Raw genomic sequence first — 25567 nt, 5'->3', positions numbered from 1 at the left:
CTCAATCTCTCAAGCAAATCTGTTTTTGCTCACACATCATTCCACCTGCCGCTCCCACACCTGGACCTACACCCCAGCCACCGCTGACTGAGTAACTTTCAGGATTTGCGAGGTCCTGTTGAACGCTGCCACTGAAATTGCCCAAAGGGCCACCGGAGGCAAAGAATCCCTTGGTTCTAGAGACACCACTGGTAGGAGCTGTATTGCTATAGCTTCCAGTGATACCTGGCCCCAAGGCTGCACCTAAACCCAGCGTTTCACATGTTGATTGGTAGTAACAGATGTTCCAAGACTCTCCCTTTTTCTTCCCTAAGGCAACGCCAGCCGCACTGGACGTACCTTCCGTTCCGATATGAGATGAATAGCCCAAATCGGCAGAAAAAGTGCCTTCAAAACCGCGAGTCGGATATAGCGCATCCGTGACCTCCTTTGCCGATGCACCATTCGACAACATGTGTGATGCCAGCGAAGACTGGGATACGACGGCCGGATCATTCACATAGGGAAAATTGTTGAATGAATCAAATAGCCCAAGCGGATCGATACCAAGCGTAGGCAACTCTGTGTAGCGATAGGTATTCATCCCGGCCAGTAGTCCCAGGGGATCCTGAGTTAGATAGCGGCCGGCTTGCGGGTCGTAGTAGCGGAAGCGGTTGTAATGTAATCCGCTCTCCGTATCCAGATACTGGCCTTGGAAGCGAATCGGCTGGTCGGTGCTGCCTTGCTCTCCATCAATGGCAGCCCAATCACTCGACTCCCCACTCCAGAGCAAATCGCCGTGGGTATCGGTCAGGCGCAGAGGCGTCCCCAAATGATCGCTATGGAAGAAAGCCAGGCGCAAATTCTCGGTCTGCGGCCGCATGGCGTCTGGTAAAGCCTGGCCCTCGCTGCCTAGTTGGCGGCGGATTTCCAGAACTTCAGCGCTCTCCTGCTGGCGTACCTGCTCCATGCGCAGCAGTGGGGTAAAGCCGATCGGCTCATGCACGGTGGTGCGTAATCGGTTGGCCTGCGCCTCGGCGCACTGGCGGTGGTTGTCCCAACCATAATAGGTACGGTGCCATTGGCCATCGCGCAAAACATCCTTGGCAATACGCCGTGACAAGCCGTCATAGTGGTAGCGAACATCCCATGCCTGGCCATCTGCGCCGGTTTGTTGCAGGTGCACAAGACGGTTCGCACCGTCATAGCCCATGGTCATCAGGGTGCCGTCGGGATCGATACGCTCGATCAGATTACCAACCCTGTCATAGCGAAACTGGTGACCGTTGAGACGAGCGATGCGATTGTCCAGGCAACTCTGGGAGGAGTTATCCACACGGTTGCCAGCCGGGTCGAAATCGTAGCGCCTCGCTAAATGGCCGTCATGCTGGCTCTCGATCAACCGACCGCCCAGGTCATACCGATACTTGATGGAAGCAGCGCCACTGCTGTGGATAGAAACAAGGTTATGCACCTCGTCATACCCATAGTGCCTATGCCAGCAAACGCCGCCTGACGTTTGCAGATTGCATTCGATCAGCCGGTCGGCCAAGTCGTATTGACGCGCTTCACTGAATAGCACGCTGCCATCTGCACGTCGGCGGGCATCGCGATGTATTTCGCGGTGACTGGCGTCTCGTTCGAAGGCCAGCTCAATTGCATCGACCACCACGCCGTGCAGATGACCCGCCCCATAAAGCAGCCAGTTGACGCGAGGAGCATCTCCATAGCGGCTACTTTCCCTGTTACCCAGTGGATCAAGCTGATGTTCTACGCTATATGCCCACTGTTCACCGAGTATTTGTAGCTCGTGGATGATTCGACCAGCGGCGTCATAAGTGAACCGCACCTCGCTGTCCTGGCACTTCACGCCCAGCAATCGGCCGCCCCGGCTCCATGCATAGGTTTCACTGAATGCTTCCGTATGCTCGGTAGCCGGCAGGTGGCGATGCAGCAGCCTGCCTTGGATATCGTATTCAAACCGAATCAGGCGACCCTCATCGTCACGCTCCTCCAATAGTTGGCTGCCTGCATCGTAGCGAAACTGCCTGACACGCCCGTCTAGATCCTGTTGTTGAATCAAGCGGTTTACTTCGTCATAGGCGAAGCGGATTTGTGCGCCGTTCTCGTTATGCAAGGCGATCAGGCGACCTGCCAGGTCATAGGCGTATTGCTGAATACCGCCGTTAGGGTTGGTGACGCTGGTAAGTCTGCTGAACCGATCCCACGTCAGGTTGACCTGCTGATTCGCGGCATTGACCTGACGTACGCGGCCAAGGTGATCGTGGAGGTAGTCGATTTGCGTGCCATCTGCCGATACACGGCGGGTTATCCGACCCACGTTATCGCGCAGGTAGCGGGTAGTCTGACCGAGCGGGCCGGTTCTCGCGATCAGCCAGCCATTGCTGTCGTATTCGCAAGTGGTGGTATGCCCGGAGCAATCGGTGTAGCTCTCCAGGGCACCGAAGCGATTCCAGGCCAGTTGTCGCGTTCCTCCTTTGGCATCGGTTATCCGCGTAGGGCGATCAGGTAGGCGCGAATCCTGATATGTCTGCTGCGTTTGCGCGCCCAGCGGGTCGATCAGGCTGATCGTATTGCCACGTTCATCACGTAACATCTGCCATTCATGGCCGTCAGGGTTCCGCATACCGGTGACGAAGCCGTTGTCGTCGTCGAGAAAGTAGCGGGTTCCGGTTTTGCCCGGCTCTTCCAGCTCGGCACGCATACCTTCGCCATTGAAGCGCGCCTGTAGCACGCGTTGCAGCGGATCCTTGATGGTGGCCAGGCGGCCGTAGGCGTCGTAGGTGAATTCGATCCGGCTGCCATCAGCGCGCTCGTGGGCAATCCACTGCCGCTCGGCACCTTCACCTTCGAACAGGTACCGCTCGCGGCGACCGAGGTTATCGACCACGTCGGTATGGCTTGATTCGTAGCGGTAGTCGCGGGTAAGCCCATCGAGTTCGGTCTGCCGGATGACCTTACCGGTGGGGTCATAGGTGCTCCACTCGTAGCGAACCTCGAGCCCCTCGGGCTGCGCGTGAGCCACCAGCATATGGTTCTGCCATTCGAAGCGGCGCGTCACCTGCCCCATACGGTTGCGCACTTCGACGAGATCGCCACTGTCGTTGAAGCCGTAGGTCACCAGCCAGTCGAGACCCGGTTGTGTCGGGTCGAGGCCTGCTGGTAGCGGGCCGTCCGGGTTGCCGAGAATGATCCCGTACAGGCGCAATCCCGAGTCGCCAGGCATCGGCTCGCCAACCTGTTGATAGATGAAGGCATAGCTGCGACCCGCACTGTCCCTTACGCAGGATAGGCTGCCCGAGGCGTTCCAGCTGAATTCGGTGCGATAGCCATTGCGATCGAAGCTGGCATGCAGCAGCCAGTGGCCTTCACCGTTGCGCAGAAAATGCAGGAACATCCGCTCGCGAAGGACCACGACCGAGCCCTCGTGCTGCTGCACGGACAGCGGCACGCCGATCCACTTGCTGCCCCAGGCCTCGAACGGCTGATCCGCGTCGTGGCCACCGCGTCGAATCCACAGCAGCTCGCTACCGGAATAGAAGGCAGCGCCTGGCGCCAATGCCGGGAAACCGATACGCCGGCCCTGGGAATCGATCAGGACAGTGTGCTCATCGCATACTTCCAGCCCCAGACCTTCAGCGGGCAATGCCCAGCCCTGGCCCAGGCTGCCGATGCGCTCATTACTGGAGACGTACATCCGCATAAAGGCGAAAGGGATGGGCGCCGGTAGCGAGAAATCCACCTCCCCCGGAAGGATCTTCACGCCGAGCATCGGGTTGACCGGCTGCCCGGTTACGGGTCCACACGCCGATGGACGGTTCGCCTTGCCGACGGCAGTGCTGCCCACGAAGACGTTGGGCGAGCCGGAAACAATCACGGAACCGGCCACCTTGTGACCGATATGAGAAACCGGAAGGCCACTCATGCTGTAGTCCTTTACTGAGGCTGTGGGAAAGTGAAAATTGCCAGCTACCGCACGTTCAGACTATCCCTATCAGCCAGCGTTCCCGGTGTTCCGAGGTTTCGCGGACTTATCCACAGCGTGCTTTACAGTCGTTACTTGCCAATGCAGAAACTGGAGAAGATCCGTCCCAGCAGATCATCGGAGCTGAAAGCACCAGTGATTTCGCCCAGGGCCTGTTGAGCCTGGCGCAGGTCCTCGGCGAGCAGCTCGCCGGCACCGGCCAGGGTCAGTTGCGCGTGGCCGTGGTCGAGATGGCGTTGCGCCTGGTGGAGGGCGTCGAGGTGACGGCGGCGGGCGCTGAAGCCGCTCTCCGCGGTTTGCTGGAAACCCATACAGGCCTTCAGGTGTTCGCGCAGCAGTTCCAGGCCCTCGCTGGATTTGGCAGACAGCGCCAGGGTGGCCTGGCCATCGCCGGCGTTGTGCAGCGCTACAGGTTCGCCGGACAGGTCCACCTTGTTGCGAATCAGCGTGACTCGAGCCATGTCCGGCCGCTGCTGCAGAAATTCAGGCCACAGGGCGAAGGGATCGGCGGCTTCGGGCGCCGTCGAGTCGACGACCAGCAGCACGCGGTCCGCCTCGCCGATCGCTTTCAGCGCACGCTCCACGCCAATCCGCTCGACCTGATCATCGGTATCACGCAACCCGGCGGTGTCGACTACGTGCAGCGGCATTCCGTCGATGTGGATATGTTCGCGCAGCACATCACGGGTGGTACCGGCGATATCGGTGACGATAGCGGCCTCACGCCCGGCCAGGGCATTGAGCAGGCTGGACTTGCCGGCATTCGGCCGTCCGGCGATGACCACCGTCATGCCGTCGCGTAATAGGGCGCCCTGGCCGGCTTCGCGCAGCACTGTGGATAACTGTTCGCGCACGCCTTCGAGCAGACTGAGCACGTGGCCATCGGCGAGGAAGTCGATTTCCTCCTCAGGGAAGTCGATGGCCGCCTCGACATAGATGCGCAGGGCGATCAGACGCTCGGTCAGCTCATGCACACGCCGGGAAAATTCACCCTGCAACGAGCGCACGGCATTACGCGCCGCCTCGGCCGAGCTGGCCTCGATCAGGTCGGCGATGGCTTCGGCCTGGGCCAGGTCGAGCTTGTCGTTGAGAAATGCCCGTTCGCTGAATTCTCCCGGGCGTGCCTGGCGAGCGCCGAGCTCCAGGCAGCGCTGCAGGAGCATATCGAGAACCACCGGACCGCCATGGCCCTGTAGTTCGAGCACGTCTTCGCCGGTGAACGAATGGGGCCCAGGGAAGAACAGCAGCAGGCCTTCATCGATCACCTCGCCGGCATCGTCATGCCAGGCGCCATGATGAGCATGCCGCGGTTTGGGCTCGATGCCGCTCAGGGTGATGGCGATCATCCGGGCCCGCGGGCCGGAGACTCTGACGATACCCACGCCGCCGCGACCCTGGGCGGTGGCGACGGCGGCGATGGTTTCACGGGGGGCGGACATAACATTCTCCAGACGCTGGATAGCAGAACGCCCCACTAGGGGGCGTCTGTCATGTAGCGGGTGAAGCGCGAGCGCTTAGGCCTCGGAAGGCTTGTTCGCGGCTTCGATCTTGCGGGTAATGTACCACTGCTGGGCGATGGACAGGACGTTGTTGACCACCCAGTACAGCACCAGACCAGCCGGGAACCACAGGAAGAAGAAGGTGAAAATGATCGGCATCATTTTCATCACGCGGGCCTGCATGGGGTCCGGGGGCGTCGGGTTCAGCTGCTGCTGGATGAACATGGTGGCGCCCATGATGATCGGCAGGATGAAGAACGGATCCTTGATCGACAGGTCGGTGATCCACAGGATCCACGGTGCCTGACGCATCTCGACGGATTCCAGCAGGGTCCAGTACAGGGCCAGGAACACCGGCATCTGTACCAGGATCGGCAGGCAGCCGCCCAGCGGGTTGATCTTCTCTTTCTTGTACAGCTCCATCATCGCCTGGGACATCTTCTGGCGATCATCACCGAACTGTTCCTTCAATGCCTGCAGGCGTGGCGATACGGCACGCATGCGCGCCATGGAGCGATAGCTGGCAGCCGACAACGGGAAGAACGCGAGCTTGATGATCAGCGTCAGCACGATGATCGAGAAGCCCCAGTTACCCAGCAGGTTGTGGATATGTTCCAGCAGCCAGAAGATCGGCTCGGCGAGGAACCACAGGATGCCGTAGTCGACGGTCTTGTCCAGGCCAGGCGACAGCGCGGCCAGATCCTTCTGGATCTTCGGACCGGCGTACAGCGTGGTGCTGGCCTGGCCTTCGGCACCAGCCGGCACGGTCAGCGCTGGGCCGGTGTAGCCGATGATGTAGTTGCCCTGGCTGTCCTTACGGGTTTGTACCAGGTTGGTGTCGTCCTTGGCCGGAATCCACGCAGTCACGAAGTAGTGCTGCAGCCAGGCAACCCAGCCACCCTGCACGGTTTCCTTGAGGTTCTGCTTGTCGATGTCCTTCATGGACACCTTGGTGTATGGCTTCTCAGGCGTCCACAGCGCGGCACCCAGGTAGGTGGCGGTGCCGGTGGCGGTGCTCGAGGATGGGTCACCGCTGTTATCACGCTTGAGCTGGGCGAACAGGTTACCGGTCCAGGCATTGGCGCTCTGGTTGTTAATCAGGTAGGTAACACCGATCTCGTAACCATTGCCGGTGATGCAACCGGTTTTCTTCTGCTCAACTTCCTTGGCCGAGCAGCTGGTGTCCAGGCCGCGGTGGAAGGTGAAACGCTTGGTGTAGTTGACGCCAGCATCGCTGAAGGTCAGGTCGACCACCAGTTGCTCCTGGCCGTCAGCCAGTTGGTAGACGCGCTGGTCGCTGTTGTACAGCGGGCGGCCACCGGCACGGGCGTCCGGGCCGTTGGCACCGGTCAGGCCGCTCTGTGCGAGGTACAGGTGCTCGTTGCCGTTGTCGAACAGCTGGAAGGGCACGTCCGGACGGTCCTGGCGGCGCGGGTAGTGCGGCAGGCTCAGGCGAACCACATCACCACCACGCGGATCGATGGCCAGATCCAGTACGTCGGTCTTGACCTGAATCAGCTCGTCGCTGACCGCAACGGTTTCCACCGGGCTTGGCTCGGTGTTGCCAGCATTGGCGGTCGGCACGTCGTCATTGCTGGCCGCCGTCGAAGCGGTTTCCGGCAGACTCGGTGCGGGTTTGCTGGTCGAAGCGGTCTGATTCGGCAGAGCGGCCTGGCCGTAGTCCTGGTTCCATTGAAGAACCATCATGTAGGACACGACTGCCAGGGCGACGATCAGGATCGAACGTTTGATATCCATGATTATTCGGCCATCGAAGAGGAACGGGAGTTTTTCGCGAGGGGCACCGGATCGTAGCCTCCGGGATGCCAGGGGTGGCAGCGTCCCAGACGACGAACGGTCAGCCAGCCACCACGCAGGACGCCATGGGTTTCGATGGCTTCAAGCGCGTAGCAGGAACAAGTGGGGTAGAAACGACAATGACTGGCCATCATCGGACTGATGGCGTACTGGTAAAACCGGATTGGAGCTTGAACCAGTTTACGCATGGGGATTGTCGTTCACCCCGGTCTGGGCATTGGCCTGTTGGGCAGGTTTGCTGCGAGCCAGGCGCTTCCACAATTTGCTGAACTGTTGAGCCAGCTCGGCGTTCTGCAGATCACCCAGGCCTTTACGCGCAACGACCACGATGTCCCAGCCCACCAGATTGTCCTGGTTGAGGCGGAACGATTCGCGGATCTGGCGTTTCAGGCGGTTGCGCTCAACGGAGAGCTTGACGCTCTTCTTGCCGATCACCAGCCCAAGGCGTGGATGATCGAGCTCATTGTTGCGCGCCAGCAGCAGGACACTCTTGCCCGGCGCTTTGCCGCTTGGAGAGTCGAAGACTGCCTTGAATTGCCGGGGAGTGAGCAGGCGCTTCTCCCGGCCGAAGCCTCGACTCACCACAAGACTGGAAAAATCAGACAGTCAGGCGAGCACGGCCCTTGGCGCGACGACGCGACAGGACGGCACGGCCGTTCTTGGTAGCCATGCGAGCACGGAAGCCGTGGGTACGAGCGCGTTTGATGGTGCTGGGTTGGAAAGTGCGTTTCATGATGCGGTTACCTGGTTATCGACAACGGACCGGAATGGTCCCCGTTTTAAGAGACCGGCGATTCTAGAGAAAGCCGCAGGCCAGGTCAATTTCCAACCAGTTGTTTTGCAGATAGAGAAATATAAAGGAAAGAATCTTTTTAGAAAGGCTTGTTTTAGTGTTTATAGCTTAGCTCGACCCCTTCTGTGGATAAGTTCATACAGGCCAGAACATTTAAGGGTTGCGGCGATTCAAAAGTCTGTCAGAAAACCGTGCTGCGCATGTTCGCGTTCTGGGTATCGCCTGGGGACGAAATGCGTTTTTACCCACAGGTCGAATATCCAGAGAGTTTTCCACCCGCTTTTAAACGGTGCTTATGCCGCTTTATCCACAGAGTACAATCAGGTCTTTTCCGACATGTGGCAAATTGCCTAACACCTTGATTTAGCGTGTACTGATTGGCTTTCCTATGTGGATAACTCCACCTCTTGAAGCTACAATAAGCGCTGTTTTTGCCTCAGCGCTTTCAATCAGGGGATGTCCGTGTCCGTGGAACTTTGGCAGCAGTGCGTGGAACTCCTGCGCGATGAACTGCCTGCCCAGCAATTCAACACCTGGATCCGTCCACTACAAGTAGAAGCCGAAGGCGATGAGTTGCGTGTCTACGCACCGAATCGTTTCGTTCTCGACTGGGTCAACGAAAAGTACATGGGCCGCATGCTCGAGTTGCTCGGTGAGCGAGCGACTGGTCTGGTGCCGGCTATTTCGCTATTGATCGGCAGCCGTCGCAGTTCGGCGCCGCGGGCGGTACTGACACCTTCGCCGTCTGCTTCCAGCTACAACAGTCCGGCGCCCTCCGCACCTGCACCCGCAGCCCCGGTACCTCAGGTCAGCGCACCGCCGCCCAAGCCGCCGGCGCAGACCGAGCCTTCGCGGGCCAGCTTCGACTCCATGGCCGGTGCAACGCCCAGCGTTGCACCGACGCGTACCGAGCGTAACGTGCAGGTAGAAGGTGGCCTCAAGCACACCAGCTACCTGAACCGCACCTTCACCTTCGATAATTTTGTCGAGGGCAAGTCGAACCAGTTGGCCCGCGCCGCTGCCTGGCAGGTGGCGGACAATCCCAAGCACGGTTACAACCCGCTGTTCCTTTATGGCGGCGTCGGCCTGGGTAAAACGCACTTGATGCACGCGGTGGGTAACCACCTGTTGGCCAAGAACCCGAACGCCAAGGTCGTGTACCTGCACTCCGAGCGATTCGTGGCTGACATGGTCAAGGCGTTGCAACTCAATGCCATCAACGAATTCAAGCGCTTCTACCGCTCGGTGGATGCGCTGCTGATCGATGACATTCAGTTCTTCGCCAAGAAGGAGCGCTCTCAGGAAGAGTTTTTCCACACCTTCAACGCACTGCTCGAGGGCGGCCAGCAGGTGATTCTCACCAGCGACCGCTACCCGAAGGAAATCGAAGGGCTGGAAGAGCGTCTGAAGTCGCGCTTCGGCTGGGGCCTGACCGTGGCGGTCGAACCGCCCGAGCTGGAAACCCGTGTGGCGATCCTGATGAAGAAGGCCGACCAAGCCAGGGTCGAGCTGCCCCACGATGCGGCGTTCTTCATTGCCCAGCGTATCCGCTCCAATGTGCGTGAGCTTGAAGGTGCGCTGAAACGCGTCATCGCCCACTCGCACTTCATGGGCCGCGACATCACCATCGAGCTGATCCGTGAATCGCTGAAGGACCTGTTGGCCCTGCAGGACAAGCTGGTGAGCATCGACAATATCCAGCGCACCACGGCCGAGTACTACAAGATCAAGATCACCGATCTGTTGTCCAAACGTCGTTCGCGTTCCATCGCCAGGCCGCGTCAGGTCGCCATGGCGTTGTCCAAGGAATTGACCAACCACAGCCTGCCGGAGATCGGCGTGGCGTTCGGCGGTCGTGATCACACCACTGTGTTGCACGCCTGTCGTAAGATTGCTGAACTTAGGGGATCCGACGCGGACATCCGCGAGGATTACAAGAACCTGCTGCGTACACTGACCACTTGATACGCAACTCCATGCACGAGGCAAGGGACTAGACCATGCACTTCACCATTCAACGCGAAGCCCTGTTGAAACCCCTGCAACTGGTCGCCGGCGTCGTGGAACGCCGCCAGACCTTGCCGGTTCTGTCCAACGTTCTGCTGGTCGTCGAAGGCCAGCAACTGTCGCTGACCGGTACCGACCTGGAGGTCGAGCTGGTTGGTCGCGTGGCCTTGGAAGATGCCGCCGAGCCCGGCGAGATCACCGTGCCAGCCCGCAAGCTGATGGACATCTGCAAGAGCCTGCCTGCCGATGCACTGATCGACATCCGCGTCGACGAGCAGAAGCTGCTGGTCAAGGCCGGTCGTAGCCGTTTCACCTTGTCCACGCTGCCGGCCAATGATTTCCCCACCGTCGAGGAAGGCCCGGGTTCGCTGACCTTCAACCTGGTACAGAGCAAACTGCGCCGTCTGATCGAGCGCACTAGCTTCGCCATGGCTCAGCAGGACGTGCGCTACTACCTCAACGGCATGCTGATTGAAGTGCAGACCGGCATCCTGCGCGCCGTTGCCACTGACGGTCACCGCCTGGCGATGTGCTCCATGGAAGCGACCATCCAGCAGGACGGCAAGCACCAGGTCATCGTGCCGCGCAAGGGTATTCTCGAGCTGGCTCGCCTGCTGACTGAGCAGGACGGCGAAGTGTCCATCGTCCTGGGCCAGCATCACATCCGTGCGACTACCGGTGAGTTCACCTTCACCTCCAAGCTGGTCGACGGCAAGTTCCCGGATTACGAGCGCGTTCTGCCCCGTGGTGGCGACAAGCTGGTGGTCGCCGATCGTCAGGGTCTGCGCGAAGCCTTCAGCCGTACCGCAATTCTGTCCAACGAAAAGTACCGCGGTATTCGTCTGCAACTGGCCGCTGGCCTGCTGAAAATCCAGGCCAACAACCCGGAGCAGGAAGAGGCGGAAGAAGAAATCGCCGTCGATTACAACGGCAGCTCGCTGGAAATCGGTTTCAACGTCAGCTACCTGCTGGACGTACTCGGCGTGATGACCACCGAGCAGGTGCGTCTGATTCTCTCCGATTCCAACAGCAGCGCACTGGTACAGGAAGCCGACAATGACGACTCCGCTTACGTCGTCATGCCGATGCGTTTGTAATTCCAGCTGCTGAAAGGCAGCTACCCAGCGTCAGATAATCAGCCTTGGTATGTTCGGATGCAGTTTAGATCCGTAACATCCAAGGCTGATTTCGTTTCAGGCGGCGTGATCGCTGCCCTTCTCTTTCGGCCTGTTCATGTCCCTGACCCGCATCAATTTCACCGCCGTTCGTAATCTCGAGCCGTCGACCCTGCTGCCCTCGCCGCGTATCAACATTCTTTACGGCTATAACGGCAGCGGCAAGACCAGTGTGCTCGAGGGTATTCACCTGCTCGGCCTGGCGCGTTCCTTTCGCAGTGCTCGCCTGTTGCCGGTGATTCAGTACGAGCAGCAGGTCTGTACCCTGTTTGGGCAGGTGCAGTTGAATGATGGCCGGCTTAGCAACCTCGGCGTATCACGAGATCGTCAGGGCGAATTCCAGATTCGCATTGACGGGCAGAACGCGCGCAGCGCTGCGCAGCTTGCCGAAACGTTACCTTTGCAACTGATCAATCCGGACAGTTTCCGGTTGCTGGAGGGCTCACCGAAGATCCGTCGGCAGTTCCTCGATTGGGGAGTGTTCCACGTGGAACAGCGATTTTTGCCTGCCTGGCAGCGCCTGCAGAAGGCCCTCAAGCAGCGTAATTCCTGGCTTCGCCGTGGTACACTTGACGCCGTTTCTCAAGCGGCCTGGGATCGCGAGTTGTGCCTGGCCAGCGATGAAATCGACAGTTATCGGCGATCCTACATACAGCAATTGAAGCCCGTCTTCGAGCGTACCCTCAGTGAACTGGTCGATCTGCAGGGGCTCACATTGAGCTATTACCGGGGATGGGATAAAGAGCGTCCTCTGAGTGAAGTGCTGACGTCGTCGTTATTGCGTGACCAGCAGATTGGGCACACCCAATCCGGACCGCAACGCGCCGATCTCAGGTTAAGGCTGGGTGCGCACAATGCGGCAGATATTCTCTCCCGTGGCCAGCAGAAGCTGGTGGTGTGCGCCTTGCGAATCGCTCAGGGGCATTTGGTTGATCAGGCCAAGCGCGGCCAATGTATCTATCTGGTGGATGACCTGCCGTCAGAACTGGATGAGCAGCATCGCCGCGCTTTGTGTCGTTTGTTGGAAGATTTGAACTGCCAGGTATTCATCACCTGTGTAGACCATGAATTGTTGAGCGATGGCTGGCAAACGGATACGCCGGTTTCCATGTTCCACGTGGAACATGGGCGTATCACCCAGACCCACGACCACCGGGAGTAAGGCATGAGCGAAAACCAAACGTACGACTCCAACAGTATCAAGGTACTGAAAGGCCTGGATGCCGTACGCAAGCGGCCAGGCATGTACATCGGTGACACCGACGATGGCAGCGGCCTGCACCACATGGTCTTCGAGGTGGTCGACAACTCCATCGACGAAGCCTTGGCTGGTCATTGCAGCGAGATCACCATCACCATCCATCCGGATGAGTCGATCAGTGTGCGCGACAACGGCCGTGGTATTCCGGTCGACATGCACAAGGAAGAAGGCGTTTCGGCAGCCGAGGTCATCATGACCGTGCTGCACGCCGGCGGTAAATTCGATGACAACAGCTACAAGGTATCCGGCGGCCTGCACGGCGTGGGCGTATCCGTGGTGAACGCCCTCTCCAAGGAGCTGGTGCTGACCATTCGCCGTAGCGGCAAGATCTGGGAGCAGACCTACGTCCACGGCGTGCCCCAGGCACCTCTGGCGGCGGTTGGTGATACCGATGGCACGGGTACACAGATCCACTTCAAACCGTCCGAAGACACCTTCGCCAACATCCACTTCAGCTGGGACATCCTCGCTAAGCGCCTGCGTGAACTGTCGTTCCTGAACTCCGGTGTCGGCATCCTGCTCAAGGACGAACGCACCGCCAAGGAAGAGCTGTTCAAGTACGAGGGCGGCCTGCGGGCGTTCGTCGAGTACCTGAACGTCAACAAGACCGCGGTGAACCAGGTGTTCCACTTCAACGTCCAGCGTGACGACGGCGTGGGTGTGGAAGTCGCTCTGCAGTGGAACGACAGCTTCAACGAGAACCTGCTGTGCTTCACCAACAACATTCCGCAGCGTGACGGCGGTACGCACCTGGCTGGCTTCCGCTCGGCGCTGACCCGTAACCTGAACAACTACATCGAGCAGGAAGGCCTGGCCAAGAAGCACAAGGTCTCGACCACCGGTGACGATGCCCGTGAAGGCCTGACCGCGATCATCTCGGTGAAGGTGCCGGATCCGAAGTTCAGCTCCCAGACCAAGGACAAGCTGGTCTCCTCCGAGGTGAAAACCGCGGTGGAACAGGAGATGGGTAAATACTTCGCCGACTTCCTGCTTGAGCACCCGAACGAAGCCAAGGCCGTTGTCGGCAAGATGATCGACGCTGCCCGGGCCCGTGAAGCGGCGCGCAAGGCCCGTGAAATGACCCGTCGCAAGGGCGCGCTGGATATCGCCGGCCTGCCAGGCAAATTGGCCGACTGCCAGGAGAAGGACCCTGCCCTCTCCGAACTGTACATAGTGGAGGGTGACTCCGCGGGCGGTTCTGCCAAGCAGGGCCGTAACCGCAAGACTCAGGCGATCCTGCCGCTCAAGGGCAAGATCCTCAACGTCGAAAAGGCGCGCTTCGACAAGATGATTTCCTCCCAGGAGGTCGGTACGCTGATCACCGCGCTGGGCTGTGGCATCGGCCGCGAGGAATACAACATCGACAAGCTGCGTTACCACAACATCATCATCATGACCGATGCTGACGTCGACGGTTCGCACATCCGTACCCTGCTGCTGACTTTCTTCTTCCGTCAGCTGCCGGAGCTGGTCGAGCGTGGTTACATCTACATCGCCCAGCCGCCGCTGTACAAGGTCAAGAAGGGCAAGCAGGAGCAATACATCAAGGACGACGAGGCCATGGAGGAATACATGACCCAGTCGGCTCTGGAAGACGCCAGCCTGCATGTCAACGAAGCGGCCCCTGGCCTTTCCGGCGAATCTTTGCAGCGCCTGGTCGGCGACTACCGCACGGTGATGAAGACCCTCAAGCGTCTGTCGCGTCTGTACCCGGAAGAGATCACCGAGCACTTCGTCTACCTCGAAGGTGTGACTCAGGACATGCTCGCCAACCGCGACGTCATGGAAGCCTGGCGCCTGAAGTTCGATGCCCACTTGAAGACCATGGATCGCTCCGGCCTGGCCTACAAGACCAGCCTGCGCGAAGACACCGAGCGCCACCTATGGCTGCCCGAGGTCGAGATGATCTCCCACGGCAACTCCAGCTACATCACCTTCAACCGTGACTTCTTCACCAGCAACGATTACAAGACCGTCACCAGCCTGGGCGACCAGCTGAACAGTCTGCTGGAAGAAGGTGCCTACGTGCAGCGTGGTGAGCGCAAGAAGCCGGTCACCACCTTCAAGGAAGCCCTGAACTGGCTGATGACCGAGAGCACCAAGCGCCACAGCATCCAGCGCTACAAAGGTCTTGGCGAGATGAACCCGGACCAGCTGTGGGAAACCACCATGGACCCGGAAGTGCGCCGCATGCTCAAGGTGCGCATCGAAGACGCCATTGCCGCGGACCAGATCTTCAACACCCTGATGGGCGACGAAGTGGAACCGCGCCGCGACTTCATCGAGACCAACGCCCTGGCGGTGTCTAACCTCGACGTCTAACCGCGCGTACCCATAAAAAACCCGGCCTTGCGCCGGGTTTTTTATTGCCTATCAATTGCTTATGGCGTCAGCCCCACCAGTAACGCACCATATGGAAGAACACCGGTGCGGCGAAGCATACCGAGTCGAGGCGGTCGAGCATGCCGCCGTGGCCTTCGATCATGTGGCCCCAGTCCTTCACGCCGCGGTCGCGTTTGATCGCCGACATCACCAGGCCGCCGGCGAAGCCGAGCAGGCACACCAGCAGGGCGAACAGGGCGGCCTGCCAGAAGGCGAACGGGGTAATCCAGTACAGCGAGGCGCCGACCAGGGTGGCCAGGGCCACACCGCCAAAGAAGCCTTCCACGGTCTTGGATGGGGAGAGGTTGGGGGCGATCTTGCGTTTGCCGGCCAGCTTGCCGCACACGTACTGCAGAACGTCGGAGATCTGCACCACGATCACCAGCCAGGCAATCAGCAGCAGGTTGCGGCCTTCATAGCCGGCGATCTCCAGGGTCAGCAGCGCCGGTACGGTGGAGATGCAGTACACCGCGATCATCAGGCCCCACTGCACCTTGGACGTACGTTCGAGAAAGCGTGTGGTGTCGCCGCCCAAGGACGAGAGGATCGGCAGCAGCAGAAACACGTAGACCGGAATGAAGATGGCGAACAGGCCATACCAGCCGATACCGATCAGCAGGTACTGCATCGGCAGCGCGAAGTAGAAGGCGGCAACCAGTGCCGGGTAGTCACTGCGCCGGGTGGGGGTGAGCGTCATGAATTCGCGCAGGGCGTAGAACGACACGCAGTAGAACAGCACCACCACGCCGATATTGCCGAACAGGAAAGCGAAGCCGATCACCGCCACCATCGCCCACCAGGCGTTGATGCGGGCGTTGAGGTTGTCGATGACCGAATGGGGCCCCGGGCCGGCACGTAGTTTCAGCAACCAGCCGATCAGGCTGGCGAGCAACAGCAGACCACCGATACCGGCGAACAACAGCAAGGTATTACGATCCATCTCAAGCCTCCTCGGGAGCCAAGGCCAACAGGCTGCTGCGGGCACGTTCGAGGTAGGCGTCTTTGCCCTCCTCCTCACCCATGCCCAGTGGCGCGCCGAAATTCAGGGTGCATAGCAACGGCAGCGGCAAGGCACGGCCCTTGGGCATCACCCGGTTGAGGTTGGCGATCCACACCGGAATCACCTCGACATCCGGGCGTGCCTTGGCCAGGTGATAGAGGCCGCTCTTGAACGGCAGCAGGCCGTCTTCCAGATTGCGGGTGCCTTCGGGGAAGACGATCAGCGAATCACCCTCGCCCAGCGCATCGAGCATCGCCTGCAGTGGGTTGGCACTGGGATCGCTGCGCTGGCGATCGACCAGTACGCCGTTGAACACCCGCTGGATCACGAAGCTGCGCAACGCGCCCTTCATCCAGTAGTCGGAGCCGGCCACCGGGCGGGTGCGCTTGCGCAGCTCGGCGGGCAGCGATGCCCATAGCAGCACGAAGTCGCCGTGGCTGCTGTGGTTGGCGTAGTAGATGCGTTGCACTGGCTGCGCGGTGCTGCCGAGCCATAGGGCGCGCGCACCGGTGAGCAGTCGCGCACCAGAGGTGATGAGAAAGGCGACCAGCGAGGCGAGCATGACAGAGTCCTTATCCGAATCGAATGTGTGAAAGCCACGGCATCAGCACGATGGCTGCCAGTGCGACCAACAGTTGCAGAGCCAGCCATAGCGCCTGCAAACGCAGCAGGCGCACGGCACCCTGGCTGCGTTGTTCCCAGCTGCGCGCGGGCTCGCCCTGGCGGCCCAGCGACGCCAGTGCCTGATCGAGCTCTGCGGTACGGCGATCCAGCTGCTCGGGCGCCGCGGCCAGGCCGGCGAACAGCTCTGCATCGAGGGCGACGCGCAGGGCGTAATACTTCTGGATCAGCCCGCACACTAGCAGTGCGATGCATACCGCCGCGCCTGTGCTCAGTGCCATGAAGCCGAGCAACGGGCCCAGACCGACGACCAGCGCCAACAGGCTCAGGGTACTGGAGGCGCGGTCGAGGGTCTTGCCGCGGCGCAGCATGGCGGCGATCAGGCTGAGGTGCATCTCACTGGCCATGCAGCACGCCTCCGTCTGTGGATAAGAATGGCGCTACAATGCCTTCCAGCGCCTGTAAATGAGCGCTTCCCAGTACGACCTGTGGGCGAGCCTGGCGCAGCGTCGAAACGGCCTCTGCGACGCTCCTGCAGCGACCGCTGTGCAGCAGCCAGGCGGCGATGGCGGTGGCGCTGCGTGAGTAGCCCAGGGCGCAACACACCAGTACCGGGCCGTGACGACGCAGATCCTCGATGGCCAGGGCCGCCTGCAGGCAGTGTTCGCTGCTGGGGGCGATCAGGTCGAGGCTGGCCAGTTCTCGGTAGGCCTTGCCGTCGACCCGGCATGGCAGTTCGGCGCAGAGATCGGCGATGGCCGCGAAGTGCTGCGCTTCGTTCCTGGCAGGAATACGTCCCAGCCATACGCCATCCGCTACTTCATCGGGCTGCGGATGCTTACGGGTCCAGGCGCGGGAATTGATCCAGGCAGCGGCCAGATAAGGTGCTAGTAGCCAGGTGCCGGCGGCGCTGAGACGGCCACCGGCACGCTTCTGGAAACCCGCGGCGCCGAACAGCGCGTAATTGAGCGCCACGATCAGCAGCGACAACGCCGGCCACATCAACCACAGAGCCGCGCCGCCGAAATGGATCGCCAGCGCGCTGCACGAAGCCCCGCCAAAGGCATAGCGCAGGGCCAGCCGCCAGCGCTTCGGATCACGGGCCAGGCGCCAGGCAAACAGCGGGCTGCGTCCTTCGCTGGGCCACAGCCACAGACACAGGAAGCCGGCGAGCAGGCCGGTCGGTACATCGATGAAATGGTGTTGCCAGGTGGTCAGCACCGACAGGCCGATCAAGAAAAACCAGATATGCACGACCACGCGCCACAGGCCACTGGCGTGCTGGGCGAAGCACGCCCAAAGCACCACCAGCAGGGTGATATGCAGCGACGGGGCCTGGTTGAACGGTTTGTCGAAGCCCATCAGCAGGTCGAACATCATCCCGAACAGCCCATCCAGCGCCGGTCGGTCGAAGGTAAAACGCAGTGGCCAAAGCAGGAAGCAGGTGATGCAGATCACCTGCGCGTTGAGCAGTCGCAGACCGAGGTGATCCACCGCAGCACGGGTAGGCGGTAACAGGAAGGCCAGGCAGTAGAGCAGGTCGATCGACCAGTAGGGAATGATCGTCCACGGCCACAAGGGAATCTGTCGCTCCCAGCCGAACACCAGGCTGCCGACGTCGTCACGTTGCGCGGTGTAACCGTTGGCGAAGCCGTAGGTGCCGAAGAACAGCGGCGCGAGCAGCAGCAGCCAGAGTACGCCGCGCTTCCATAGCCCGGTTTCCGGGGCGACCGCGGCGGGCGTCATCAGGACACCCGCTGCGCCAGGGACACGCTGAAGATGCCCCACTCGTCGATGCGCTGGGTGATCTTGCGAAAGCCTGCCGCTTCGACCAGTTGATCCATCTCTGCCTGGCTGCGCCGGCGCATCACCCAGGCTTCTCCGCCGCGGTGGCTGGTCAGGGCGCGGGCGATCAGTTCCAGCTGCGGGTGCCAGGGTTGGCCGGTGTAGATCAGGTAACCGCCCTCTTCCACGGCTGCCGCGAGGCCTGCCAGGGAGTCGCCGACCATGGCGTTGCTGGCGAACAATTCATACAGGCCGGAGACCACTGCCAGGGTCGGTTTGGGATCCAGCGCTGCCAGGTCGGCCTTGTCGAAAGCGTCGCCTTTGACGAACCGGGCGATGCTGCCCAAGCCTTTCTGCTCGATCAATGCCGAGCCGTCACGCACGTTGATGTCGCTGTAGTCGCGCAGCAGGATCGAATCCGGTTTATCGCTGCCCTGCTCCAACGACTCAAGGATGTAGCGGCCATGCCCGGCAGCGATGTCGACGATGCGCACTGAGCGGTCTTGCTCGCGCAACTTGCCCATGGCCAGGCGCAGCAGCTCTTCGGCATGCACCTTGCGCTGGCGAATGCCCCGCCAGCCGATGGAGTTCAGGTAGTTGCGGTCGATCAGCCGGCCAATAGGCGAGTTGCCGGTTGGCGTGTTGCGATACACGTAATCCAGGGTGCTGCCCGAATCGAAGCCGGTCTCGAAGCCCAGTTTCACGCCGGCGGAAAGGTTGCTGCCGAGGCGCATGCTGGCTCGGGTAGCGCGCCAGTAAAGATCGCGCGGGGAGTTTTTGGGTAGCGGCGCCGCCAGCTCTTCGGCCTCGGCGCAGCTCCAGCCGAGGCGGTCGGCGTGGAGCAGCGACGGGCGCTGCAGCGGCTGTTCGAACGCCTTCACCACGAAACGTCGAATTCGGCTGAGGGCATGGGCACGATCGCGCTCGCCCAGGGTGTCGTGAAAGAACCCGGGCAGGATGTGAATTTCCTTGTCCAGGCTGCCCAGGCGCGCGAAGAACTGCTCCTGGGGTTTGCGATGTACCACGAAGTCGCTGCCGGAGATCAGCAACTGGGTAGGAATCTGAATGGCCTGGGCATCGGCCACCACCCGTTCGGCAGCGTCGTAGAGACCCAGCAGCATGTTCACCGAAATAGGCCGGCTGATCAGCGGGTCGGCCTCGAACGAGGCGATGCGCTGCGGATCGTGGCTGAGAAACTTGGCTTTCACGTAGCTGTTGACGAAGAAGTTGCCGCGCCAGGCGCGCATCAGCTTCAGGCCCGGGCGAGCGAAAGGTACGTACAGCTTGACCTTGAAGGCTGGTGAAGCGAGCACCAGGGCGCGGATCTTCGGTGCGTAGTCGTGGACCCAGGTGGAGATCACCGCGGCGCCGACGCTCTGGGCCAGCACCACCATGTCCGTGGTGTCGATGCCGTAGGTGGCCGCGATATGGTCGATGAAAGTCTGCACGTCGCGCACGCTGGTAGCGAAGCTCGGGCTGTCGCCCCGCTCCCCCGGCGATTCGCCATGGCCTCGGGCGTCCCAGGCGAAGAAATCGAAGCCTTCTAGCCCAAGTTCTTCGACCAGGTGGGCCATGCGCCCGCCGTGCTCATGGCCGCGGTGAAACATCACGATGGCGCGGCGGGCTGCCTGCGGCTGCATAGCGTCGGCGGCCCAGTGCCGGTAGAACAGGCTTACGCCGTCGTGGGTCGTGAAGGTATTGCAGCGAACTTCAGTCATCGAGGCATTCCTATTGCGCAGAAGAAGACGCTTGCGCCAGGCCCTGGCGTACGCGGTTGAACAGCGTGTACAGCAGCAGCGCGGTGATTACCGCGAGAATCGGGTTGATCCAGCTCAGCGGCAAGAGCGCGGTGGCCACGCCAGCGCCCAGCACGCCAAAGCAGAAGGCGCGATCGCTCTTGCCCATCGGGCCGTCATAGCGGCGCGAGGCGCCGACCATCGGCCCCATCACCCCGGCGTATTCGCTGATCAGCGCGAACAGCACCAGGATCACCACCAGAGTCGGTGACACGCCAGGCAGCAAGGCGAAAGGCAGGAACAAGGCGGCATCGGCGATCACGTCGCACAGCTCGTTAAGGTAGGCCCCTAGAGTAGATTGCTGGCTGAACTCGCGGGCCAGCATGCCGTCCACGGCGTTGAGCGCCATACGCAGAATCATCCACAGCGGGATCAGTGCGAACAGCCAGAGGCGGTCGGGAAAGATCGCCAGCAGCAGGCCGATGAGCACCGACACCACGGCAGCGGCCAGCGTCACCTGGTTGGCAGTGACGTCGCGGTCGTACAGGCGTTGCACCAGGGGGCGCAGAAGATTCTGAAAGCGGGGTTTCAGCTGATAGATCGAAAGCATGCTACGAACTCCGTTTCGCCATGTTTCTAGGTTTTGCAGTTCGCCAGCTTAGCCGTTTAAGCCCCCGTCAGGCGAGATGCCAACGTGAATATCGTCATGTGTCGCGCAAAAACTTATGCCCACTTTATCGACAGAATGGGTACCAATAAAAATCCTTATTTATCAGTACCATGGGAGTGTAAATTCAATTAAATGGAAAATTGCTCAACAGGTTATCCACAGATCGCGTCAGGCGAGATCGTTGGACGTTTCCACTGCGGCGGCTTGCGGACTCAAGGCACCGATTTCACATTGCGCTTGGCTGACCCACTCGAAAGCGCGGTCGTTGAGGTTGGCAATCGCCCGTGGGCCCTCGCCTTCGGCATACATCGCCGGGCCGATCACCACCTGCACCACGCCTGGTTTCTTGCTCCAGCCGTCTTTCGGCCAGAACTGCCCGGCATTGTGGGCAATCGGCAGCACCGGCAGGTTGCTGTTCACCGCCAAGGCGGTGCCGCCGCGGGAGAACTTGCCGATCTGGCCGTCCGGGATGCGCGTGCCTTCCGGGAACACCAGTACCCAGGCGCCTTGTTCCAGGCGCGTGCGGCCCTGTTGGGCGAGTTGCTTGAGCGCGGCCTTGGGGTTGCTGCGATCGATGGCGATGGGCTTGAGCATGGACAGCGCCCAGCCGAAGAACGGCACGTACATCAGCTCGCGCTTGATGACCTGGCTCAGCGGCTCGAAGTAGGCGCACAGGAAGAAGGTCTCCCAGGTGCTCTGGTGCTTGGCGAGGATCACACAGGGGCGCTCGGGAATATTTTCTGCGCCCGTAACCTCGTACTTGATGCCGGCAATCACCTTGGCCAGCCAGACGGCACTGCGGCACCAGGCCTGCACCACGAAACGGTAGCGGGCACGGAACGGCAGGAAGGGCGCGACGAACACGCTGATGATGCACCAGACGAACGAGCTGGAAGACAGCAGCAGGTAGAAGAGTACGGTTCTGAGGGACTGCACTGGCGACATGGGAGCGATTACCGTGGCAGGGCGTGCCTGCGCTATCAAGTGAGAAGCCGGGCAGCCACGGCCGCCAGGTCGTCGAATATCAGGGTGCCGGTTGGCAGAGCGGCTTTGGCCAGGGTGCGTTCGCCCTTGCCGGTTTTCACCAGCACGGGCTGACAGTCGACGGCGAGCGCCGTTTCCAGGTCACTGGCGCTGTCACCCACGAACCACACGCCGGCGAGCGACACATCGTAGTGCGCGCCGATCTGGCGCAGCATGCCGGGCTTGGGCTTGCGGCAATCGCAGCCATCGTCCGGGCCATGGGGGCACTGCACGATCAGGCCGACTTCACCGCCCTGCTCCGCCACCCGCTCACGCAACCGCGCGTGCATGGCTTCCAGCACGCTCAGTGGATAATAGCCGCGAGCGATGCCGGACTGGTTGGTGGCCACGGCCACGGTCCAGCCCGCCTTGCTCAGCGCGGCGATGGCCTCGATGGAGCCGGGGATCGGAATCCACTCCTCGAGGCTTTTGATATAGGCGTCGGAATCCTGGTTGATGACCCCGTCGCGGTCGAGAATGATCAGCTTCATAAAACTGGCTCCAGGCCTCAGGCTTCAGGCTTCAGGTCCGGCTATTGAGCCTGCGGCCTGTAGCTTGAAGCCTTGCGCCTTGGGCGTTAGCCCAGTACCGAGATATCGGCGACGCCCAGGAACAGGCCACGCAGACGCGCCAGCAGCGCATAGCGGTTGGCGCGAACCTTGGGGTCTTCGGCGTTGACCAGCACCGCTTCGAAGAAGGCGTCCACCGGCGTACGCAGCGAGGCCAGTTGGGCCAGCGCTTCGCGGTACTGACGCGACTGCGCCAGCGGTTGCACGGCATTGTCGGCCTTCTGGATCGCGGCGTTGAGGGTGAACTCGGCCGGCGTATCGAAGTAGTGGGCTTCGATGCTGCTCGCCACTTGCCCGTCGGCCTTGCTCAGCAGGTTGGACACACGCTTGTTGGCGGCGGCCAGTGCTTCGGCTTCAGGCAGCTTGCGGAAGGCCTGCACGGCCTGCACACGCTGGTCGAAGTCCAGCGGCGACAGCGGGTTCACGGCACGCACGGCCTGGTAGACAGATACGTCCACGCCTTCGTCTTCATAGCGCGCACGCAGGCGGTCGAAGATGAATTCCAGCACCTGCGGGGCCAGGCCGGCGGCCTTGACCTTGTTGCCGTACTGGCGCACGGCGAACTCGACGGTGGCGCCCAGGTCCAGCTCCAGACCCTTCTCGATGAGGATGCGCAGCACGCCCAGGGCAGCACGGCGCAGTGCGTACGGGTCCTTGCTGCCGGTGGGCAGCATGCCGATACCGAAGATGCCGACCAGGGTGTCGAGCTTGTCGGCCAGGGCCACTGCCGCACCGGTCAGGGTGCTCGGCAGCTCGGCGCCCGCGCCACGTGGCATGTACTGCTCGTTCAGGGCCAGGGCGACGTCTTCCGGCTCACCATCGTTCAGCGCGTAGTAGTAGCCGGCGATGCCCTGCATTTCCGGGAATTCACCGACCATTTCACTGGCCAAGTCGCACTTGCTCAGCAGGCCGGCGCGAGCGCCACGCTTGGCGTCGCCGCCGATGCGTCCGGCGATGAATCCGGCCAGGGCCGAGACGCGCTGGGCCTTGTCGTAGACGGTGCCGAGCTGGGCCTGGAACACTACGTTGGCCAGGCGCTGATTGAACGCTTCCAGCGGCTGCTTCTTGTCCTGTTTGAAGAAGAACTCGGCGTCGGTGAGACGCGGGCGCACGACCTTCTCGTTACCGGAGATGATCTGCGTCGGATCCTTGCTCTCGACGTTGGCCACGGTGATGAAGCGCGGCAGCAGCTTGCCGTCGGCATCGAGCAGGCAGAAGTACTTCTGGTTGTCCTGCATGGTGGTGATCAACGCTTCCTGGGGCACTTCCAGGAAGCGCTCCTCGAAAGAGCAGACCAGCGGCACCGGCCATTCGACCAGGGCGCTGACTTCGTCGAGCAGCGCCGGTGGCACGATGGCGCTGCCCTGCTGCTCGGTGGCCAGCTGTTCGATGCGCTTGGCGATCTGCTCGCGGCGCTCGGCGACGTCCGCGATCACGTAGGCGGCGCGTAGCTCCTGGGCGTACATGGCGGGCGCAGAGATGCGCACTTCATGGTTGGCGTGGAAGCGGTGGCCACGGGAGAAGCGGTTGGCCTTCTGGGCGAGGATTTCGCAGTCGACGATCTGGTCGCCGAACAGCATCACCAGCCACTGGCTCGGGCGGACGAATTCGGTCTTGCGGGCACCCCAGCGCATGCGCTTGGGAATCGGCAGCTCGTTCAGCGAGTTTTCCACGATGCCGGGCAGCAGCGTGTAGGCGCGTTGGCCGGGGATGTGCTGGCTGAATTTCAGCTTCGGCCCGCTCTGGTCGATGGCCGACAGTTCCACGCCGCACTTCTTGGCGAAGCCCAGTGCAGCCTGCGTCGGATTGCCTTCGGCGTCGAAGGCGGCCTGCACGGGCGGGCCGTCGAGGTTGACGGTGCGGTCCGGCTGTTCGGTGGCCAGTTGCTCGACCAGCACGGCCAGGCGGCGCGGCGCGGCGTAGTAGCGCGCGCCACGGTAGCTCAGGCCGGCGGCCTTGAGGCCTTTCTCGATACCGGCGAGGAAGGATTCGCCCAGGGTTTTCAGGGCTTTGGGTGGCAGCTCTTCGGTGCCCAGTTCAACCAGAAAATCGAGCGCACTCATTCTGCTGCCTCCAGCTTGGCCAGTACTTCATCACGCAGATCGGGGGCGGCGAGCGGGAAGCCCAGGCGGCGACGGGCCTGCAGATAACTCTGCGCCACGGCGCGGGCCAGGGTGCGCACGCGCAGGATGTACTGCTGGCGCGCGGTCACCGAAATGGCGCGGCGGGCATCCAGCAGGTTGAAGGTGTGCGAAGCCTTGAGGACCATCTCGTAGGTCGGCAGCGGCAGCTCCAGTTCGATCAGGCGGTTGGCTTCGCTTTCGTAGAAGTCGAACAGCTCGAACAGTTTCTCGACGTTGGCGTGCTCGAAGTTGTAGGTCGACTGCTCCACTTCGTTCTGGTGGAACACGTCGCCGTAGGTCACCTTGCCGAACTGGCCGTCGGTCCACACCAAGTCGTAGACCGAATCGACGCCCTGCAGGTACATGGCCAGGCGCTCGAGACCGTAGGTGATCTCGCCGGTGACCGGGTAGCACTCGATGCCGCCGACCTGCTGGAAGTACGTGAACTGGGTGACTTCCATGCCGTTGAGCCAGATTTCCCAGCCCAGACCCCAGGCGCCCAGGGTCGGCGATTCCCAGTTGTCTTCGACGAAACGGATGTCGTGCACCAGCGGATCGATGCCGATGGCCTTCAGCGAGCCCAGGTAAAGCTCCTGGAAGTTTTCCGGGTTGGGCTTCAGGACCACCTGGAACTGGTAGTAGTGCTGCAGGCGGTTGGGGTTCTCGCCGTAGCGGCCGTCGGTGGGGCGACGCGATGGCTGCACGTAAGCGGCGTTCCAGGTTTCCGGGCCGATGGCGCGCAGGAACGTGGCGGTGTGGAAGGTACCGGCGCCCACTTCCATGTCATAGGGTTGCAGTACCACACAGCCTTGCTCGGCCCAGTATTGTTGCAGGGCGAGGATCAAGTCCTGGAAGGTGCGCACGGCAGGCGTTGTCTGGCTCACGAAAAATTCACCTGTTGGGGCTGCGACAGAAAGCCGGAGAGTATACCCGAAGCAAGGCGCAGCCCGCATGCTGCGCCGTCTTGCCTGATAAAACGGCCGCGGCGCAGGGCATGTCCTGTGGATAGTGTTGTGGCCTCGATGAGTTTGAAGCTGGCGAGAGGTGAGCCCTCTGGCGACGACTCGCCCCGGCGTTTGTTGGAGCGCGCCATGCGCGCGAAAATCGCCATCCGCCCTTC

General features: G+C 61.4%; 20 protein-coding genes. 4 read left to right on the top strand and 16 right to left on the bottom strand.

What is annotated here, in order from left to right; all coding sequences use genetic code 11:
- Window position 1 precedes the first annotated feature (1 nt).
- From BM279_RS03865 to rpmH, 6 genes are all read right to left on the bottom strand, one after another.
- Window positions 2–3925 carry an RHS repeat-associated core domain-containing protein gene (locus BM279_RS03865; protein ID WP_093501089.1) on the bottom strand — a complete coding sequence of 1308 codons (3924 nt, stop codon included), beginning with the start codon at window positions 3923–3925 and terminating at the stop codon, window positions 2–4.
- A gap of 131 nt (window positions 3926–4056) precedes the next feature.
- On the bottom strand, window positions 4057–5424 hold the full coding sequence (gene mnmE / locus BM279_RS03860; protein WP_093501087.1) for a tRNA uridine-5-carboxymethylaminomethyl(34) synthesis GTPase MnmE: 1368 nt from the start codon (window positions 5422–5424) through the stop codon (window positions 4057–4059).
- A 75-nt stretch (window positions 5425–5499) separates the two neighbouring features.
- Window positions 5500–7242, bottom strand: a complete 1743-nt coding sequence (yidC, locus tag BM279_RS03855; RefSeq protein ID WP_093501085.1) for a membrane protein insertase YidC — start codon at window positions 7240–7242, stop codon at window positions 5500–5502.
- A 2-nt stretch (window positions 7243–7244) separates the two neighbouring features.
- Window positions 7245–7490 (bottom strand): membrane protein insertion efficiency factor YidD, encoded by a 246-nt coding sequence (gene yidD / locus BM279_RS03850; RefSeq protein WP_093501083.1) that lies wholly within the window; start codon window positions 7488–7490, stop codon window positions 7245–7247.
- Window positions 7483–7884 carry a ribonuclease P protein component gene (gene rnpA / locus BM279_RS03845; RefSeq protein WP_178109860.1) on the bottom strand — a complete coding sequence of 134 codons (402 nt, stop codon included), beginning with the start codon at window positions 7882–7884 and terminating at the stop codon, window positions 7483–7485. Before rnpA ends, yidD begins: the two co-directional genes overlap by 8 nt.
- A gap of 16 nt (window positions 7885–7900) precedes the next feature.
- Window positions 7901–8035: a 50S ribosomal protein L34 gene (gene rpmH / locus BM279_RS03840; protein ID WP_013793569.1), complete on the bottom strand. Its 135-nt coding sequence runs from the start codon at window positions 8033–8035 to the stop codon at window positions 7901–7903.
- Between the two features lie 522 nt (window positions 8036–8557).
- On the opposite strand from rpmH, the gene dnaA reads away from it, so the two are divergent.
- From dnaA to gyrB, 4 genes are all read left to right on the top strand, one after another.
- Window positions 8558–10060 carry a chromosomal replication initiator protein DnaA gene (gene dnaA, locus BM279_RS03835; protein WP_093501250.1) on the top strand — a complete coding sequence of 501 codons (1503 nt, stop codon included), beginning with the start codon at window positions 8558–8560 and terminating at the stop codon, window positions 10058–10060.
- Between the two features lie 35 nt (window positions 10061–10095).
- Entirely contained in the window at window positions 10096–11199 is a 1104-nt protein-coding gene (gene dnaN, locus BM279_RS03830) for a DNA polymerase III subunit beta (RefSeq protein WP_093501079.1), read from the top strand.
- Window positions 11200–11335: 136 nt separating this feature from the next.
- Window positions 11336–12439 carry a DNA replication/repair protein RecF gene (recF, locus tag BM279_RS03825; protein WP_093501077.1) on the top strand — a complete coding sequence of 368 codons (1104 nt, stop codon included), beginning with the start codon at window positions 11336–11338 and terminating at the stop codon, window positions 12437–12439.
- 3 nt (window positions 12440–12442) lie between these two features.
- Window positions 12443–14860: a DNA topoisomerase (ATP-hydrolyzing) subunit B gene (gyrB, locus tag BM279_RS03820; RefSeq protein ID WP_093501075.1), complete on the top strand. Its 2418-nt coding sequence runs from the start codon at window positions 12443–12445 to the stop codon at window positions 14858–14860.
- Between the two features lie 67 nt (window positions 14861–14927).
- On the opposite strand, the gene BM279_RS03815 is transcribed toward gyrB, so the two are convergent.
- From BM279_RS03815 to glyQ, 10 genes are all read right to left on the bottom strand, one after another.
- Window positions 14928–15860 (bottom strand): phosphatidate cytidylyltransferase, encoded by a 933-nt coding sequence (locus BM279_RS03815; RefSeq protein WP_075929005.1) that lies wholly within the window; start codon window positions 15858–15860, stop codon window positions 14928–14930.
- A 1-nt stretch (window position 15861) separates the two neighbouring features.
- The gene (locus BM279_RS03810; RefSeq protein WP_093501073.1) at window positions 15862–16482 is read right to left on the bottom strand and encodes a lysophospholipid acyltransferase family protein; all 621 of its coding nucleotides are present in this window, start codon (window positions 16480–16482) and stop codon (window positions 15862–15864) included.
- A gap of 10 nt (window positions 16483–16492) precedes the next feature.
- Complete coding sequence (locus tag BM279_RS03805; protein WP_167363086.1) at window positions 16493–16948, bottom strand: hypothetical protein; 456 nt, start codon at window positions 16946–16948, stop codon at window positions 16493–16495.
- Window positions 16938–18287, bottom strand: coding sequence for a phosphatase PAP2/dual specificity phosphatase family protein (locus BM279_RS03800; RefSeq protein ID WP_093501071.1), 1350 nt, complete (start codon window positions 18285–18287; stop codon window positions 16938–16940). The genes BM279_RS03805 and BM279_RS03800 overlap by 11 nt, the downstream gene beginning before the upstream one ends.
- Window positions 18287–20044, bottom strand: coding sequence for a bifunctional alpha/beta hydrolase/class I SAM-dependent methyltransferase (locus BM279_RS03795; protein ID WP_093501069.1), 1758 nt, complete (start codon window positions 20042–20044; stop codon window positions 18287–18289). The genes BM279_RS03800 and BM279_RS03795 overlap by 1 nt, the downstream gene beginning before the upstream one ends.
- Window positions 20045–20054: 10 nt before the next feature.
- Window positions 20055–20672: a CDP-alcohol phosphatidyltransferase family protein gene (locus tag BM279_RS03790; protein WP_093501067.1), complete on the bottom strand. Its 618-nt coding sequence runs from the start codon at window positions 20670–20672 to the stop codon at window positions 20055–20057.
- Between the two features lie 228 nt (window positions 20673–20900).
- Window positions 20901–21677, bottom strand: coding sequence for a lysophospholipid acyltransferase family protein (locus BM279_RS03785; protein WP_093501064.1), 777 nt, complete (start codon window positions 21675–21677; stop codon window positions 20901–20903).
- 35 nt (window positions 21678–21712) lie between these two features.
- Window positions 21713–22246 carry a D-glycero-beta-D-manno-heptose 1,7-bisphosphate 7-phosphatase gene (gene gmhB / locus BM279_RS03780; protein WP_093501061.1) on the bottom strand — a complete coding sequence of 178 codons (534 nt, stop codon included), beginning with the start codon at window positions 22244–22246 and terminating at the stop codon, window positions 21713–21715.
- A gap of 86 nt (window positions 22247–22332) precedes the next feature.
- Window positions 22333–24387: a glycine--tRNA ligase subunit beta gene (gene glyS, locus BM279_RS03775; RefSeq protein ID WP_093501059.1), complete on the bottom strand. Its 2055-nt coding sequence runs from the start codon at window positions 24385–24387 to the stop codon at window positions 22333–22335.
- On the bottom strand, window positions 24384–25331 hold the full coding sequence (glyQ, locus tag BM279_RS03770) for a glycine--tRNA ligase subunit alpha (RefSeq protein WP_013789144.1): 948 nt from the start codon (window positions 25329–25331) through the stop codon (window positions 24384–24386). Before glyQ ends, glyS begins: the two co-directional genes overlap by 4 nt.
- Window positions 25332–25567 lie beyond the last annotated feature (236 nt).

The sequence above is a fragment of the Phytopseudomonas straminea genome, from assembly GCF_900112645.1.
GTDB classification, from domain to species: domain Bacteria; phylum Pseudomonadota; class Gammaproteobacteria; order Pseudomonadales; family Pseudomonadaceae; genus Aquipseudomonas; species Aquipseudomonas straminea.
Note: the sequence above shows the minus strand (reverse complement) of the source record. Positions and strands in the feature narration are given on the sequence as shown.

Excerpts from the sequence above, each read along its gene's own strand:
- BM279_RS03865 (WP_093501089.1), bottom strand. The coding sequence starts at position 3,925 with ATGAGTGGCCTTCCGGTTTCTCATATCGGTCACAAGGTGGCCGGTTCC.
- mnmE (WP_093501087.1), bottom strand. The coding sequence starts at position 5,424 with ATGTCCGCCCCCCGTGAAACCATCGCCGCCGTCGCCACCGCCCAGGGT.
- yidC (WP_093501085.1), bottom strand. The coding sequence starts at position 7,242 with ATGGATATCAAACGTTCGATCCTGATCGTCGCCCTGGCAGTCGTGTCC.
- yidD (WP_093501083.1), bottom strand. The coding sequence starts at position 7,490 with ATGCGTAAACTGGTTCAAGCTCCAATCCGGTTTTACCAGTACGCCATC.
- rpmH (WP_013793569.1), bottom strand. The coding sequence starts at position 8,035 with ATGAAACGCACTTTCCAACCCAGCACCATCAAACGCGCTCGTACCCAC.
- dnaN (WP_093501079.1), top strand. The coding sequence starts at position 10,096 with ATGCACTTCACCATTCAACGCGAAGCCCTGTTGAAACCCCTGCAACTG.
- recF (WP_093501077.1), top strand. The coding sequence starts at position 11,336 with ATGTCCCTGACCCGCATCAATTTCACCGCCGTTCGTAATCTCGAGCCG.
- gyrB (WP_093501075.1), top strand. The coding sequence starts at position 12,443 with ATGAGCGAAAACCAAACGTACGACTCCAACAGTATCAAGGTACTGAAA.
- BM279_RS03815 (WP_075929005.1), bottom strand. The coding sequence starts at position 15,860 with ATGGATCGTAATACCTTGCTGTTGTTCGCCGGTATCGGTGGTCTGCTG.
- BM279_RS03810 (WP_093501073.1), bottom strand. The coding sequence starts at position 16,482 with ATGCTCGCCTCGCTGGTCGCCTTTCTCATCACCTCTGGTGCGCGACTG.
- BM279_RS03805 (WP_167363086.1), bottom strand. The coding sequence starts at position 16,948 with ATGGCCAGTGAGATGCACCTCAGCCTGATCGCCGCCATGCTGCGCCGC.
- BM279_RS03800 (WP_093501071.1), bottom strand. The coding sequence starts at position 18,287 with ATGACGCCCGCCGCGGTCGCCCCGGAAACCGGGCTATGGAAGCGCGGC.
- BM279_RS03795 (WP_093501069.1), bottom strand. The coding sequence starts at position 20,044 with ATGACTGAAGTTCGCTGCAATACCTTCACGACCCACGACGGCGTAAGC.
- BM279_RS03790 (WP_093501067.1), bottom strand. The coding sequence starts at position 20,672 with ATGCTTTCGATCTATCAGCTGAAACCCCGCTTTCAGAATCTTCTGCGC.
- BM279_RS03785 (WP_093501064.1), bottom strand. The coding sequence starts at position 21,677 with ATGTCGCCAGTGCAGTCCCTCAGAACCGTACTCTTCTACCTGCTGCTG.
- gmhB (WP_093501061.1), bottom strand. The coding sequence starts at position 22,246 with ATGAAGCTGATCATTCTCGACCGCGACGGGGTCATCAACCAGGATTCC.
- glyS (WP_093501059.1), bottom strand. The coding sequence starts at position 24,387 with ATGAGTGCGCTCGATTTTCTGGTTGAACTGGGCACCGAAGAGCTGCCA.